The 14,722-nt window shown below is 65.7% G+C and carries 13 protein-coding genes; 5 read left to right on the top strand and 8 right to left on the bottom strand.

Annotated elements, in window-relative coordinates:
- Positions 1–2: 2 nt before the first annotated feature.
- From TK90_RS03790 to TK90_RS03760, 7 genes are all read right to left on the bottom strand, one after another.
- Positions 3–476, bottom strand: coding sequence for a Na+/H+ antiporter subunit E (locus TK90_RS03790; protein WP_012982165.1), 474 nt, complete (start codon positions 474–476; stop codon positions 3–5).
- Positions 473–1,978, bottom strand: a complete 1,506-nt coding sequence (locus TK90_RS03785) for a Na+/H+ antiporter subunit D (RefSeq protein ID WP_012982164.1) — start codon at positions 1,976–1,978, stop codon at positions 473–475. The genes TK90_RS03790 and TK90_RS03785 overlap by 4 nt, the downstream gene beginning before the upstream one ends.
- A complete protein-coding gene (locus TK90_RS03780; protein ID WP_012982163.1) occupies positions 1,975–2,322 on the bottom strand; it encodes a Na+/H+ antiporter subunit C in 348 nt (115 codons plus the stop codon). Before TK90_RS03780 ends, TK90_RS03785 begins: the two co-directional genes overlap by 4 nt.
- Positions 2,322–2,747 carry a Na+/H+ antiporter subunit B gene (locus tag TK90_RS03775; RefSeq protein WP_012982162.1) on the bottom strand — a complete coding sequence of 142 codons (426 nt, stop codon included), beginning with the start codon at positions 2,745–2,747 and terminating at the stop codon, positions 2,322–2,324. Before TK90_RS03775 ends, TK90_RS03780 begins: the two co-directional genes overlap by 1 nt.
- Entirely contained in the window at positions 2,744–5,047 is a 2,304-nt protein-coding gene (locus tag TK90_RS03770) for a putative monovalent cation/H+ antiporter subunit A (protein WP_012982161.1), read from the bottom strand. The genes TK90_RS03775 and TK90_RS03770 overlap by 4 nt, the downstream gene beginning before the upstream one ends.
- Positions 5,048–5,267: 220 nt before the next feature.
- Entirely contained in the window at positions 5,268–5,957 is a 690-nt protein-coding gene (locus TK90_RS03765) for a TIGR04211 family SH3 domain-containing protein (RefSeq protein WP_018138673.1), read from the bottom strand.
- 129 nt (positions 5,958–6,086) lie between these two features.
- Positions 6,087–7,475, bottom strand: coding sequence for a hypothetical protein (locus TK90_RS03760; RefSeq protein ID WP_012982159.1), 1,389 nt, complete (start codon positions 7,473–7,475; stop codon positions 6,087–6,089).
- Positions 7,476–7,669: 194 nt separating this feature from the next.
- Here TK90_RS03760 and TK90_RS03755 point away from each other — a divergent pair, with 194 nt between their 5' ends.
- Together TK90_RS03755 and fabA are read left to right on the top strand one after the other, a co-directional pair.
- Positions 7,670–7,984 (top strand): hypothetical protein, encoded by a 315-nt coding sequence (locus TK90_RS03755; protein ID WP_012982158.1) that lies wholly within the window; start codon positions 7,670–7,672, stop codon positions 7,982–7,984.
- A 108-nt stretch (positions 7,985–8,092) separates the two neighbouring features.
- Positions 8,093–8,605 (top strand): 3-hydroxyacyl-[acyl-carrier-protein] dehydratase FabA, encoded by a 513-nt coding sequence (fabA, locus tag TK90_RS03750; protein WP_012982157.1) that lies wholly within the window; start codon positions 8,093–8,095, stop codon positions 8,603–8,605.
- A 30-nt stretch (positions 8,606–8,635) separates the two neighbouring features.
- On the opposite strand, the gene TK90_RS03745 is transcribed toward fabA, so the two are convergent.
- Positions 8,636–9,118: a DUF1249 domain-containing protein gene (locus TK90_RS03745; RefSeq protein WP_012982156.1), complete on the bottom strand. Its 483-nt coding sequence runs from the start codon at positions 9,116–9,118 to the stop codon at positions 8,636–8,638.
- Between the two features lie 250 nt (positions 9,119–9,368).
- On the opposite strand from TK90_RS03745, the gene TK90_RS03740 reads away from it, so the two are divergent.
- The 3 genes from TK90_RS03740 to TK90_RS03730 all read left to right on the top strand — a co-directional run bounded on the left by TK90_RS03740 (position 9,369) and on the right by TK90_RS03730 (position 14,305).
- Positions 9,369–11,006 carry an alpha-D-glucose phosphate-specific phosphoglucomutase gene (locus TK90_RS03740; RefSeq protein ID WP_012982155.1) on the top strand — a complete coding sequence of 546 codons (1,638 nt, stop codon included), beginning with the start codon at positions 9,369–9,371 and terminating at the stop codon, positions 11,004–11,006.
- Positions 11,007–11,028: 22 nt separating this feature from the next.
- On the top strand, positions 11,029–12,420 hold the full coding sequence (locus TK90_RS03735; RefSeq protein ID WP_012982154.1) for a sodium-dependent transporter: 1,392 nt from the start codon (positions 11,029–11,031) through the stop codon (positions 12,418–12,420).
- A 214-nt stretch (positions 12,421–12,634) separates the two neighbouring features.
- Positions 12,635–14,305 carry a Na/Pi symporter gene (locus tag TK90_RS03730; protein WP_020146263.1) on the top strand — a complete coding sequence of 557 codons (1,671 nt, stop codon included), beginning with the start codon at positions 12,635–12,637 and terminating at the stop codon, positions 14,303–14,305.
- The last annotated feature ends 417 nt before the right edge of the window (positions 14,306–14,722 follow it).

Below are 14,722 nucleotides of genomic sequence, written 5' to 3'. Positions count from 1 at the left end.
CGCTAGCGCAGGACCTCCAAGGCCCGGTGTTCCAGATACTTGATCGAGCGGATCACCGCGTCGCGGTCTTCCAGATACATCACGTGGATGTAGAGCACCTTCCGGTCGGTCGAGACGTCCAGGCTCAGGGTGCCCGGCGTCAGCGAGATCAGGTTCGCGACGATCGTGATCTCGCCATCGGTCTGCGCATCCAGCGGAAAGGCGATCACGCCCGGCACCATGTGGTGCGTCGGCGTCATCACATCGTAGGCGACCTTCAGGTTCGACAGGAACAGTTCCCACAGGAAGAACCCAATGAAGGCGATGAACTTGGGCACCCGTCGCGCGTAGCTCGCAAACGCCGGCTTGTCACGCAACGCGAACGCCAGCAGGACATAGCCGAGGAAGAACCCGATCAGCAGGTTGCCCCCGGTGAAGTTTCCGGTCAGAAACACCCAGATCAGGGCCAGCGCGATATTCCAGGTCAGCGCGATCATTGCCGTGAATCTCCCAGCACGGCCTCAATATACTGCGACGGATCCAGGAGCTGCTCGGCGGACATCGCCGCCATCTGGTAGATCGGCTCGCCGTACAGGCCGATGGCCACGGTCATCAGCGCCAGCATGATCACCGGCACCCACATCCAGATCATCGGGCCCGAGCTGACATCCCGGAGCTCGCCCTCGACCCCTTCCGGCTGTGCCTTCCAGAACACCTCGGCCCAGATCTTGATCATCGAATAGAGCGTCAGCAGGCCCACCACCAGTGCCACGGCCACGACCCAGTAGGCCTCGGCCTCAATACCGGCGCGGATGATGATGAACTTGGCGAAGAACCCGGACAATGGCGGCAGCCCCGCCAGCGACAGCGCCGGGATCAGGAACAGCACGCCCAGCATCGGGTTCGTGCGGTAGATGCCACCCATGTGCTTGAGCTCGTGGGTGCCTTTCATCACGAAGGTGATCCCGCTGATCAGGAACAGATTCGCCTTCACGATGATGTGGTGCATGATGTAAAACACCCCACCGACCAGTGCCAACGGTGTAAACAACGCCAGCCCCATGATCATGTAGCCGATCTGACTGATAATGTGGAACGACAGGATGCGCCGGAATTCGTAGTGGGCGGCCGCCCCGAGCACGCCGGTCAGCATCGTGGCCGCGGCCACCCACAGGAGGATCTCGTGGGTGTAGTCCACATCCTGGTTGAAAATCAGCGTGAACACGCGGAACAGCGCGTATACCCCGACCTTGGTCAGCAGGCCCGCGAACAGCGCGGAGACCGCGACCTTGGGCGTGTGATAGGAGGCCGGCAGCCAGAAGAAGAACGGGAAGGCCGCCGCCTTCACCCCGAACGCGACCAGATACAGCATCGCGATCACGGTGATCAGCCCGGTGTCTTCTACCGTGGAGAGCTTGTCGCCGATGTCCGCCATGTTCAGCGTGCCGGTCAGACCGTAGGTCAGGCCGATCGCGGTCAGGAAGATCATCGACGACAGCAGGTTCAGGGTGACGTACTTGATCGCCCCCTCCATCTGCGAGCGCTCGCCCCCCAGGATCAGCAGCGCAAACGACGCGACCAGCATCACCTCGAACCAGACATAGAGGTTGAAGATGTCGCCGGTCAGGAACGCGCCGTTCACCCCCGCCAGCAGCAGGTGCAGCAGCGGGTAGTAGCCGAACTTCTCCGACATCTTGCCGATGCCCGAGAGCGAATAGAGCGCGGTCGCGAAGCCGATGATGCCGGTCAGCACCACCATGATCGCCGCCAGCATGTCGGAGACCAGCACGATCCCGAACGGTGCCGGCCAGGAGCCCATCTCCATCACGACATGGCCGTTCTCCCAGGTCTCCAACAGCAGCCAGACGGTGGCCGCCAGCATGGCGCCGGTGCCGAGCACGCCCAGCGCACGCTGCGCGAAATGCGAGCGCCAGAACATCACCGACAGCGCGCCGGCGAGCAGCGGGATGATGACCGGAAGGGCAACGGACATATTCATCGATCCGTGTCCTTCATCTGGTCCAGATCATCGACCTTCACCACCTCGTAGGCGCGATGTATCAACACTACGGCGAATGCCAGTACGCCGAAGCCGATCACGATCGCGGTCAGCACCACGGCTTGCGCCAACGGATCGGCCGACAGCCCTTCAGGAACCGTGGCACCCGGCGGGATCAGCGGCGGCGCGCCCGGCAGCATGCCGGCCAGCGTAAAGATCAGCAGGTTGGCCGCGTTCGACAGCAGCACCAGGCCGATCACCAGCTTGACGATCGAGCGCCGGAGCATCATGTAGATGGCCGCGGCGTACATACCGCCGACCACGAAGGCCATGACGACTTCCATCAGTCTTCTGCCTCCGCCAGGTTGAGCATGATCGTCAGCACCGACCCGATCACGACGAGATAGACGCCGATATCGAAGATCAGCACGGTAGAGAGCTTGATCTCGCCAAAGACCGGGGCCGTGAATTCCCACCACTGGGCCGTGAAGAACGCCTGCCCCAGGAAGGCCGCGGGCAGTGCGCTCACGACCGCCAGCACCATGCCGGCACCCAGCAGGTCGCGCGGGTCCACGCGCAGCACCTTGCGCGCGGAGCGGATGTCCATGGAAAACAGGTACAACACGATCGCCGCCGCCGCGACCAGGCCACCGATAAACCCGCCACCCGGCTCGTCGTGGCCGCGCAGCAGCAGGAACACGGAGAACAGCAGCAGCAGCGGCAGCAGAAAGTGCCCGGCCGTGCGCAGGATCAGCGAGTGCATGTTCATCGGCGGTGGTCCTCCGCACGGAAGCGAATCATCGCGTACACCCCGATCGCGGCCAGGGCCAGCACGAAGATCTCGCCCAGCGTATCCAGTGCCCGGAAGTCCACCAGCACCACGTTCACGATGTTACGGCCATAGCCCGAGGGCTCCGACTCCTCGATGAAGTACTGCGAGATCGAGTCGAACAGGCGCGCATCCATTGTGCTCAGCATCAGCAGCGTGATCATGCCGCCGGTGACCAGCGCGATACCGGCATCGCGCAGCCGCAGCGCGGTAGACGACAGATTCAGGAAACCCGGCAGGCGGAACAGCACCAGCACCAGCAGGATTACCGTCAGGGTCTCAACCAGCACCTGGGTGATCCCCACATCGGCCGCGCTGTACAGCACGTACACCAGGGCGACCGTAAAGCCCAGAGAACCCAGCGCTGCCACGGCGCCCAGACGCGAGCGCGTCAGCACCGCGAACAGCATCGACGCCACCAGGATGGCGATAATGGCCATCTCGTGGATCTGCAGGCGCTCGAAGTGCGCCGTGCCGACACTCACGTTGAACAGCTGCGCGGTCACTCCGACCAGGCCCGCGGTCATCGCCACGATCACGATCACGTAATAGCGCAGATAGCCGTTCTGCAGGACCCGGGTCTGCCATTCGGAGATCCAGACCAGGCCATCCATCATCTTGAAGTAGCCCTTCTCCGGGCCGTATTCAGCGGCCCGATCGACCCAGTCCAGGGCCCGACGCGCCTGCTCCCAGCGCCAGTAGAGCAGACCACCCGCGACCAGGCTGAACGCGGAGATCGCCAGCGGCCAGTTAATGCCGTGCCACAGCGCCAGGTAACCATCCACCGGCGCGCCCTGCACGCTCGCCGCCGCGGCGTTGACCAGCCCGTCGTCCGCCAGCCCCGGCCCAAGGCCAAAGATCAGTCCCAGGCTCGCCAGCACGACCGGGCCGGCCAGCATCGCCGGCGGTGCCTCGTGGTGCGGGGTCTTGGGTGTTTCCACCCGAGCCCCGAACCACGGCCGGATGCCGACGATCGCGGCGACCGCCACCCCGAGGATCGCGGTCAGTACCGCCAGCAGCGTCAGGATACCCACCAGACCCGGTGCCTCGAGCACCGACTCCAGCATCAGCTCCTTGGCAACAAAGCCGAACAGCGGAATAACCCCACCCAGCGACAACGCTGCAAGAATCGCGAAGGCGGCCGTGATCGGCAGCGCGGTGCGCAGCCCCCCGGTTTGCAGGAAGTCCTTGGCCCCGGCCTCGTGGTCGAGGATGCCGGCGACCATGAACAGCGCGCCCTTGTACAGAGAATGCGCCAGCAGGAAGGCCATCGCGGCCATCAGCGCGGTCTCGGTGCCGATACCAATCAGCATGGTCAGCGTGCCCAGCGCCATCACGGTGGAATAGGCCAGGACCTGCTTCACGCCCGTGCTGCGGAAGGCCAGGAAGACGCCCGTGAACATGGTGATCGCGCCGAACAGCGCGAGCGTGGTGAACCAGATATCGGTGCCACCCAGCGAAGGATTCAGGCGCGCCATCAGGTACACCCCGGCCTTCACCATGGTGGCGGAGTGCAGATAGGCGGAGACCGGCGTCGGCGCGGCCATCGCGCGCGGCAGCCAGAAGTGGAACGGGACCTGGGCCGACTTGGTAAAGGCCCCGATCAGTATCAGAATCAGTAAAGGCAGGTACAGCGCGTGTTCGCGGACGACATCGCCGTTGGCCAGGATCTCGGAGAGCTCGTAGGAGCCGCCGGCCATCGCCAGCATGATGATCCCGGCGAGCAGCGCCAGGCCGCCACCGACCGTGACAATCAGGCCCTGCAGTGCGTACTTCCGGGCGTCCGCGTTCTCGTGGTTATAGCCGATCAGCAGATAGGACGTGATGCTGGTCAGCTCCCAGAACACGAACATCGCAATGAGGTTGTCCGCCAGCACCAGCCCCAGCATGGAGCCCATGAAGGCCAGGATAATCACGTAGAAGCGCCCGAGGTCGCGGTGCCCCTCGAGATAGCGCCCGGCATAGGTGACGATGAAGAACCCGATACCCGAGATCAGCAGCGCGAACAGCAGCGACAGGCCGTCCACCAGGAACGACAGGTGGATATCCAGCCCCGGCAGCCAGGGCCAGCTGAGCACGATGGACTCGCCGGCGGAGACCGCAGGGAGGAAACTCAGGAAATAGAGGAACAGCGCGGCCGGGAGGAGCCCCAGCACCCAGCCGCTGGCGCGACCGGTGACACGATGGACCGCGGGTGCGATCGCGGCCACCAGGAATGTTGACAGAATTGCGTAGAGCATCCGGCCAGCTGAGTCCTTTTGCGTCGGGCGTTATCCGCGTGACCCCGTACGACCTGCCCGGAATCACGCTCCTGGAGTTGCGTCCGCCACCAAGGACCACCGGCGACGGCTTCAAAACAGCTGCGAAAGCCTAATGGCTCGATCGCCGGCACGCAAGAAACGCGTATGGGGGCACGTTTCGGCGCGCGTCCCCGGGCAACCCCGGAGACGGAAGGGGGGATCAGTACCAGTCGCTGCGGCGGCGGCGCAATGGGATGCGCGTCAGGATAATGCCAAGAATCAGGCTGCCAACCGTCACCGCCGCACCCGTCATGAACCACCGCCGCTGGCTGTCGGCCTGCATCACCTCCACCTGGCGGCGATACTCGTCCGCGGAATCACGGGCCTCTACCAGCTCGCTTTCCAGGCGCCGGTTTTCGCGCTGGATCTCCTGCGGCCGTTCCGCGACGTCGCGCAGCTCCTCGAGCTCGGACTCCATGTCCGCCACCTGCGTCTCCAGGCCATCGCGCTCGGCTTCGAGTTCGCGGCGGGTATCCAGCAGTTCGGCAATCCGGCCTTCCTGGTCGTCCGCACCCGAGCGAATCTCGGCCAGCTCGGCCTCGACCTCTTCCAGGCGTTCACGGGAATGCGGCTCGTCCTGCAGGTAACGGGTCAGGATCCAGGCCTCGGTGCCGCTGGGCAGGCGAATACGGGTATGGCCATCGCCGCTCTCCTCGAGCACCGTGACCTCCTGACCCGAGCGCACTGAACTGATAATGCGGCTGTTCGGCCCGGTGCCATTCCGCACCCCGACCTCCAGCTCGTCGCTGACGAAACGCGTGGTCTCGGCCATCACCGCCGTCGCGGTCAAGCCGCCCAGGATCAGAATCCCGGATACCGTAAGTCCGCGCATCACCCGCTGCATCTGCATGCCCATGTCCTGCCTCTCGCCTGGTTGCCTGATCCGACCATGGAGTCAACGTCGCCTGCATGGCCGGGGGCGCATTCTACAGTGGCATTCGTGGCTCGCGGCAACGCACCGCCTGCGGGGTGATCCGCGTCACACTCCGGCATCCGCATCCCGGGCCGACGTCGAACGGTCCGCGAGCCGTTCGCGCACCGCGCGCGCCGGGAATGTGACCAGCTCGAACAGGGCCGGCAGCAGCCTGCGCAGCTGCAATGCAATCACGGCAAGCAGGTGCAGCACACCCGTCAGCAGCGCCAGCAGGATGCCAAGAAGCCCTCCGACCAGCACCCGTATCGCCTGCAGGAGGGAGACCAGCCACAGCGGCGCAAGCGCCACCACCAGCGGCACCACCAGCCCGACCGCCGCACCAACCATCTGCTCGGTCCAGTACAGCGTGGGCGGTGGCGCGACCTCCCCGGCCATCAGGGTCTCCAGCAAATCGTTGCGATAGCGGACCCACTCCAGGTGATAACCGGCCAGGCCCGACAGCACCACCACGGCGGCCAGCACCAGCAATGCCGTGACCACCAGGCCCATTCGGGCCCAGTTGTCGCGCTCCATCACCGCCTGCGGCAGCAGCCGGACCGCCCCGCGGCTCTCGGCCAGCAGCCACCCGCTTACCAGCGCAATCCCCAGCAGCAGCGCAATGATCCGATCCGAGAGCGTCCCGGGCCCCGCGTCCTCGGCACCCGGGAACTGCCCGTCAAACGGCGGCCCGAAGAGCTGGTGGTACACCGTGACCGCCAGCACCGTCAGCGCAAGCCCCAGCAGGCCCAGCAAACCCTGGCTGACGGCCTGGATATACGAAGGCATCTGATGGCGGATCGAAGGCTCGGTCTGCTCGCAGCGCGTCAGGGCGTGGTCCAGGCGGCCCCCCTGACGCTGCAGGTCGCCCAGACGCCTTTGCAGACCCTCCAGACGGCCGACCAGCTGATCCACCGGGCTCTCCAGCCGCCGCCGGGCGGCCAGCATGCCCTGCGCCAGCTGCCGGTGTTCCTCCATGCCCAGCCGCGCGATACGCAGGATCGTCTCCTGGAGATCCTGCGCGAGACGCTGACTCTGCGGGGTATCACTGACGGGGGTGCTGGCCAGTGCCTCGAGACGGCTTACCCAGGCGGGTTCCTCGAGCAGGCGGGTCTCGTCCCGTTCGTAGGCCTCGCGCAGGGCGCGCAAGGTTTCAGTGGACTCCTGGCGAAGCTGCGGCATCTGCGCCAGGTCATGCCCCACCAGGTGGGCATACCGACGTTCCAGGGCCTCCACCGCCCCGTGGATACGATCGGCCTCCAGCCGTGCCAGATACCGGCGATGCCAACCGGTCACGGCATCCCGCACATGTACGAGATGCCGGCGCAGCGCACATACCAGGTGGACCAGCCCGCCCGTGATCGCAAGCAGCACCGTGCGCACCGGATTCCGCGCCCAGTCCAGCAGCACGATGGCGACCACGATCGCCAGAGTCACCATCAGGATTGTGATCGCCACGCCACCCCCTCGTCGGTCCTGCCTGTCGCCCGGACACGCCGGGCCCCACACCTACCCTGCTTGCAACCGGCACTCACCTGTCGCCGGTTCTCCCCGCCGCGATTATGGCCGATCCAACCATCCGGTGCGCGCCCCCCTGGCTCAAGTTTGCGACAAGCGCGCCGATAGGGAGGGTAAATCTCCGGAGAATCCCAATGCTGCAGACCGACCTGCTTCCCATCGCCGGCCCAGAACGCATGGAACAACCCGGCTGGCTGGATGCCGGCTTCACCGCCGGCTGGCTGCCCGCGTTCCGTCATCGAGGTACGGGCGAGGTGCATGCCAGCCACCTGGAAGATGGTCGACTGGCCTGCACGCACATCCTAGACACCCTGCCCGCGTCCTGGATCGCCGAGCGCGACGCCGAGGGCCGCCCCGGTGCCCTGGTGGCCGACATCCAGGCCGGCTACCTGCGCGGGTCGCGCTTCTACACCCTGGCCGAGCTGCTGCGCTACCCGTCCGACGCCTGATTCTTGCGTCTCTGGCGCCGCCCGGCGGCCAGCGCCCTCGCCCGGCACAATTGCTTTTAGGCGCGGGTTTCGGTCCAATACCGGGCTTTTCCCCGAGCGACGCCCCCCATGCAGAAAAATCAGTACGATCGCGACGAACTCCTGGCCTGCGGCTACGGCGACATGTTTGGCCCGGGCAACGCCCAGTTGCCGGTCCCCAACATGCTGATGATGGATCGCGTCCTGGAGATCAACAGCGATGGCGGCGAGCATGGCAAGGGCCAGATGATCGCCGAGCTGGATATCAATCCAGACCTGTGGTTCTTCGCCTGTCACTTCCCCGGTGATCCCGTGATGCCCGGCTGCCTGGGGCTGGACGCGATGTGGCAGCTGGTCGGCTTTTATCTGGCCTGGCTGGGCAACCCCGGCCGCGGCCGCGCCCTGGGTGTGGGCGAAGTGAAGTTCACCGGTCAGGTCCTGCCCACCGCGAAGAAGGTCACCTACCGCATCGACATGAAGCGGGTGATCTCGCGCAAGCTGGTGCTCGGCATTGGCGACGGCATCGTCGAGGTCGATGGCCGGCCGATCTACGAGGCCCATGACCTGCGTGTGGGCCTGTTTACCTCCACCGAAAACTTCTGACCTGACCGGCAAGCCTGCTCCGGCAGGGCACTAGTCCGTCGCCAGCGGCGCGGGCGTGGCGTCCGGGTAGAAGCGGTGGCCCTGGCGCAGGCAGTAGCGCAGCCACTTGAACAGAAAGCGGTTATGCCGCCAGCGGCAGCCCAGCCCCGGGTGCCCCGCGATCGTGTCGATCACCAGGTCCTCGCCGCTGCGCCGGCAGTGACGCCCCAGCACCTCGGCCTGCCGCGCATCGTGGAACAGGCGCACCCGGGCATCCGGCTGCAGGCGCGGTTCATCGCGCCCGGCAAAGGCATAGGTCAGTCGCAGCGTGGTCGTGTACCGCGTGCGCTCCAGCACCTCCAGATGCAGATCCAGCGCCCCCTCGACCCGCGAGACCGAGTGCACCGGCTGACAGTGCAACTCGGGGCACAGACGCCGTATGGACAGGTAGTTCTCCTCGTACATCTCCATCAGCGCCGCGAAGGTCACCGGGCGCGGCTCGAGGTGGGCGGGGGTGCGGGTATCCAGCAACATGCCGCGCAGTCTAACAGCCCCCGGGCAACCACAGGCCAATGTACCCGCAAGGAATAATGTCCGGTTCTGCACGATCGACTTTCCGCCTCGATACAAGCCGAATCCATCGCTTCCGAGGCGCGCGGCACGCAGCGGGTGTCGAAAACCATGCGCAAACCCTTCGCCCGGCACGGGACACCCCGAGCCCTTTTTGGTACCGTCAAACCAGAAGAGAATCCCCGGCGTGCAACCTAAAAGGACTCACGACTTCATGGATATCAGTGTCGTCACGACCCGGCCATTCAACGACCAGAAGCCCGGCACCTCGGGCCTGCGCAAGCGGGTACGGCAGTTCCGGCAGCCTCACTATCTGGAAAACTTCATCCAGAGCATCTTCGAGGCACACCCGAGCCTGTGCGAAGGGGAGCTAATCCTCGGCGGGGATGGCCGCTTCCACAACCGCGAGGCGATCCAGACCATCCTGCGCATGGCCGCGGCCAACGACGTCAAGAAGGTCGCGATCGGCTATGCCGGACTCCTGTCGACCCCGGCCGCCAGCCACCTGATCCGCTCGCGCGGTGCCACCGGCGCCATCATCCTCTCGGCCTCCCATAACGCCGGAGGGCCGGAGGGAGACTTCGGTGTCAAGCTGAACACGGCCAACGGCGGGCCCGCACCGCCCGGCGTCACCGATGCCATCTTCGAGCACAGCAAGTCGCTCACCCATTACCGCATCGCCAGCGGCACGCCGCACGTCGATATCGATCATCTGCACACCACCCATCTCGGCGAGATGTCGATCGAGGTCGTCGACCCCGTGGGTGCCTACGCCGACCACATGGAGACACTGTTCGACCTCGAACGCATCGGCGAACTGCTGCGCTCGGACTTTTTCCGCATGCGCTTCGACGCGATGCATGCGGTCACGGGGCCCTACGCCGAGGAAATCCTGATCAACCGCCTGGGCGCCCCCGCCGAAACCCTGCTGCGTGCGGAACCACTGGCCGATTTCGGCGGACGCCACCCGGACCCGAACCTGGCCCATACCCGCGAGCTGTGCGAGGCCCTGTACGGGCGCAACCCGCCGGACTTTGGCGCGGCCTCCGACGGCGACGGCGACCGCAATCTGATCCTGGGCCCGAATTTCTTCGTCACGCCGTCCGACAGCCTGGCCATCATGGCGGCCAACGCCCACCTGATCCCCGCGTTCTCCAACGGGCTGAAGGGTGTGGCGCGCAGCATGCCGACTAGCCAGGCGGTGGACGTGGTCGCCGAGGCGCTCGGCATCCCCTGCTTCGAGACACCCACCGGCTGGAAATTCTTCGGCAACCTGCTGGACGACGGCCGCATCCGCCTGTGCGGCGAGGAGAGCTTTGGCACCAGCTCCGATCATGTGCGCGAGAAGGATGGCCTGTGGGCCGTGCTGTTCTGGCTGAACCTGCTGGCCGCCCGCCGCCAGTCGGTGGAAGAGATCGTGCGCGATCACTGGCGCGACTACGGTCGCCACTACTACACGCGGCATGACTACGAAGGGCTGGACACCGCCCGCGCCGAACAGGTGATGGCGCGCATCGGCGAACAGCTCTCGAGCCTCCCGGGGCAGTCGCTCGCCGGCATGCGTGTCACGGAGGCGGACGACTTCGCCTACCGCGACCCGGTGGATGGCAGCGTGACCGAGCACCAGGGCCTGCGGGTCCTGTTCGAGGGCGGCGCGCGCATCGTGTTCCGTCTCTCCGGGACTGGCACTGAAGGAGCGACCCTGCGCATCTACATCGAGCAGTACGAGACCCACCCGGAGCACCTGGACCGCGAGCCGCAGGAGCTGCTGCGTCCGCTGATCGAGGCTGCCGTGCGGCTGGGTGACCTGCCGGGCCTGACCGGGCGCGACCAACCCGATGTGATTACCTGACCCGACCTTCAGTCCACCGCTGATGGACATCGTCGCCACCCGGCAGCGCTGGACGCATGGCTATGCGTTCGTGCTGGCCGCCACCGCCTCGGCGGTCGGGCTCGGCAACATCTGGAAGTTTCCCTACATCCTCGGCCAGAACGGCGGCGGCGCCTTTCTGGCTGTGTACCTGCTGACGATTGCGCTGATCGGCATCCCGATCATGATGGCCGAGGTGATGATCGGGCGGCGCGGTCGCCGGTCTCCGGGATACGCGGCACTGGCCGTCGCCCGCGAGGCGCGTGTCCGCGACGCCTGGCAGATGGTCGGCTGGATCGGGATCATCGCCCTGTTCGTGATCATGACCTTCTACGCCGTGGTCACCGGCTGGGTCTTCTCCTATGTGCCACGGGCCGCCAGCGGGGCCTTCGCCGGGGTAGACGCGCCCGAGGTCATCGCGATCTTCGAAGGCGTTCAGACGTCGCTTTCGGGGATGCTGCTGTGGACTACACTGGTCCTTGCGGCGACCTTCGCGATTGTGGCCCTGGGGCTACGCAACGGGCTGGAACGCGGTGTAGCACTGGTGATGCCGCTGTTGTTCGGGCTGCTGCTGGCCGCCATGGTTGGCGGTCTCTGGGTCGGCGACGCCGAAACCGCTCTGGACTTCATGTTCCGCCCGGACTTCTCCGCCCTCGACCGACACAGCCTGCTGATCGCGGTCGGGCACGCGTTCTTTACCATGACCCTGGCAGCCGGCGTGCTGATGATGTTTGGCGCCTATCTTCCCAGGAAAACCTCCATCGCCGGCACGGCCATCGGGGTTGCGATCGCCGACACCGTGATCGCACTGATCGCAGGGGTCGCGATCTTCCCGGTGGTCTTTGGCTATGGCCTCGATCCCGCCGCCGGGCCCGGCCTGATGTTCGAGGCCCTGCCGCTGGCCCTGTCCGCGATCCCGGCAGGGGTCCTGCTCACGACGCTGTTCTTCGTAACGCTAAGCCTGGCGGCCTTCAGCACCATGATCGCGAACGTCCAGGTATTCGTGCACCTGCTGCACGACCACTTCGGCATCTCCAACCTGCAGGCCGCCCTGGGCAGCGCGCTGGGCATCTGGGGTTTCAGCCTGATCACGATATTCTCTTTCACGGGGGCCGGCTGGACCCAGATCGACCTGGTCGTGCTGGGGCGCGAGTTGCCGACGCTCTACCACCTGCTGGAACACACGGCCATCAACATCCTGCTGACGGTCAGTGGCCTGCTGATCGCACTGTTTGCCGGCTGGATCCTGCCGGTGAGGATCACACGCGACGAGCTGGGGCGGCCACCACTAGCCTTTCATATCTGGCGTCTGATCCTGCGCTATATCGCGCCGATCGTCCTGCTGACCCTGTTCTGGCAGAACTCGGTGATCGTCAACCACCTGCCATTGACCTAAACGACCACGTCCCGGCACCCCGCGCGGAACCCTGATTACGGAGCCGCCCTTGGAACCACCGCCACCCCGAGCACCGGGGCCACCGGATGGGGGACCGCCATCGGACTGCTCGGCCTGGCTGAGGGTGTTCCCCTTTGCCGTTACCGGCGTTCCTTGTCACGACCACCTCACGGACGCGGACGCAGACCACAAAAGGCCCCGTTAGAATGCGCGGATGAATGGCGAGTGGATGATCACCTTCGAGATCGCGGCGACGCTGTTTGCCGGGCTCGGCCTGTTCTTCGTCGGCATACGCCTGATCAGCGAGCACCTGCGCCAGCTCGCGGACCAGCGCCTGCGGGCACTGGTCGGGCGCGCCACGGGCTCCAACCGGGCGGCCGCGTTCCTCGGCCTGGTCGGCGGGGCGATTACACAAAGCATCCATGCGGTCATCTTTGTGCTGATCTCGCTGGTCACCGCCGGCGTACTCGACGCCCGCCGTGCCCAGCCGGTGATCAACTACGCCAACCTGGGCACCTCGCTGCTGGTCCTGATCGCCGCGCTAGACCTGACCCTGATGGTCTTCATCCTGGTCGGCGTTACGGGGCTGCTGTTCTACTTCGACCGCGACCAGTCCGCACGCCTGCGCCACCTGATCCGAGCCATGCTCGGCATTGGCCTGCTGTTCCTCGGGCTGATGTTCATCAAGGAAGGCGCCAAACCGCTCAGCGAGCTGACCTGGATGACCGGCCTGATGTCGCTGTCGGCGCAGTCCTTGCTGATCGCATTCGCCACCGGCCTGGTGTTTGCGGTGATCGCGCATTCGGCCTCCAGTATCACCATCGTGACGATGGCCCTGGCCGCCAGCGGCGTGATCGATCTCGAATACGGCCTGATGGTCGTCTACGGGGCGAGCTTCGGCACCGGTGTGTCGACCCTGATCCTCGCCGCCTCGCACAAGGGACTGGGCCGCCAGCTGGCGCTTTATCAGTTCATCCTGAAGGGACTGGGTCTGATCCTCCTGCTGCCGCTGTTCTGGATCGAGTTCTACGGCGGCGTCCCGCTGATCGCCTCGGGCCTGGAAGCGCTCGCGATCGGCATCAGCCTGCAGATCGCGCTAGCCTACATCCTCTACCAGGTCGTCTGCGACCTGGCGATGCACCCGGTGCACGGCCCCGTCGCGCGCTTCCTGGAGCGCACCGCACCGCCAACCGAGGAAGAGGCCCTGGGCAAGCCGCATTTCATCTACGCCGGGGCACAGAACGACGCCGGGTCCGCGCTGGTGCTGGTGGAAAAGGAACAGTTGCGCCTACTCAAGCGACTGCCCGACTACCTCGAAAGCGTGCGCGATGACAGCGACGGTGCCCACCACGAGCGCCTGGCCCTGCACCGCGGCAACCTGCAGGTCACCGAGGCAATCGAGCAATTTCTCGACGAGATCCTTTCCGGTGCCCTGAGCGGGGCCACCCTCGATCATGCGATCGTGCTGAAGAACCGCAATCAGCTGCTGCTGCAGCTGGAAGATACGCTGAACGACCTCGCCACGGAGATCGAGCGCTCGCTCAATGCCGACGCCTCCGCCGAAGCCCGCGCCCTGACCCACAACCTGGTCGAGACCCTGCACATGATGCTGCTGACGCTGACCGACGCGGCACGCACCGGCGATACCGAGGATGTCGCCCTGCTGCAGTCCCTGACCCACGACCGCTCGGAGCTGATGGATTCCATCCGTCGCCGCCTACTCGCCTCCAGTGATCTCGACGGCAGCGTACGCGAAGCGGTGTTCGGCGCGACTAGCCTGTTCGAGCGGGGCATCTGGGTCTTGCGCCGCTATGCGCTGCTCCTGACGCCGCCGGTGGGGGCCTCCTACGAGGCCGACCCCACCACCGCCTCCACCAAGTCTTAACGCTATATTCCTGATCAGACGGCGAAGCTTGTTGCCCCGCGCCCTGAGGCTAGGCCTGGTTCGTTATCCGGTGTTTACGTGCCTTCGGTCCGCCACCTGCCAAGCGCTCACTCGCGAGCGCGCCGCGAGGTACTTTCTTGCTTGCCCAAGAAAGTACCCAAAGAAGGGCACCCGGATTCCGCCCGGGAACCTTGCTCCAGGGCCCTCGGGCCGGCGGCGCTGAAACTCGCTGCGCTACGCTCCGCTCAGACAGTCAGCGCCTCTCTTCCGGCCCGAGCACCCTTCCGCAAGGGGCTTCATACGGGGGGATAAGGTCAAAACAACGGCTGTCCTGACGTTCGTGCCAATGGTTGGAGGCAAGGTGTTCCGACATCCTGGGCACGCGCGGCCTTCGGCCCTGGCGTGCCGCGCCCGCGA

The organism is Thioalkalivibrio sp. K90mix, from assembly GCF_000025545.1.
Taxonomy (GTDB): Bacteria; Pseudomonadota; Gammaproteobacteria; order Ectothiorhodospirales; family Ectothiorhodospiraceae; genus Thioalkalivibrio.
Note: the sequence above shows the minus strand (reverse complement) of the source record. Positions and strands in the feature narration are given on the sequence as shown.

Bases quoted from the DNA above. Each gene is read 5' to 3' on its own strand.
- TK90_RS03770 (WP_012982161.1), bottom strand. From the start codon at position 5,047: ATGCTCTACGCAATTCTGTCAACATTCCTGGTGGCCGCGATCGCACCC.
- TK90_RS03780 (WP_012982163.1), bottom strand. From the start codon at position 2,322: ATGGAAGTCGTCATGGCCTTCGTGGTCGGCGGTATGTACGCCGCGGCC.
- TK90_RS03790 (WP_012982165.1), bottom strand. From the start codon at position 476: ATGATCGCGCTGACCTGGAATATCGCGCTGGCCCTGATCTGGGTGTTT.
- TK90_RS03740 (WP_012982155.1), top strand. From the start codon at position 9,369: ATGGATATCAGTGTCGTCACGACCCGGCCATTCAACGACCAGAAGCCC.
- TK90_RS03785 (WP_012982164.1), bottom strand. From the start codon at position 1,978: ATGAATATGTCCGTTGCCCTTCCGGTCATCATCCCGCTGCTCGCCGGC.
- TK90_RS03735 (WP_012982154.1), top strand. From the start codon at position 11,029: ATGGACATCGTCGCCACCCGGCAGCGCTGGACGCATGGCTATGCGTTC.
- TK90_RS03775 (WP_012982162.1), bottom strand. From the start codon at position 2,747: ATGAACATGCACTCGCTGATCCTGCGCACGGCCGGGCACTTTCTGCTG.
- TK90_RS03755 (WP_012982158.1), top strand. From the start codon at position 7,670: ATGCTGCAGACCGACCTGCTTCCCATCGCCGGCCCAGAACGCATGGAA.
- TK90_RS03745 (WP_012982156.1), bottom strand. From the start codon at position 9,118: ATGTTGCTGGATACCCGCACCCCCGCCCACCTCGAGCCGCGCCCGGTG.
- TK90_RS03730 (WP_020146263.1), top strand. From the start codon at position 12,635: ATGAATGGCGAGTGGATGATCACCTTCGAGATCGCGGCGACGCTGTTT.
- fabA (WP_012982157.1), top strand. From the start codon at position 8,093: ATGCAGAAAAATCAGTACGATCGCGACGAACTCCTGGCCTGCGGCTAC.
- TK90_RS03765 (WP_018138673.1), bottom strand. From the start codon at position 5,957: ATGCAGATGCAGCGGGTGATGCGCGGACTTACGGTATCCGGGATTCTG.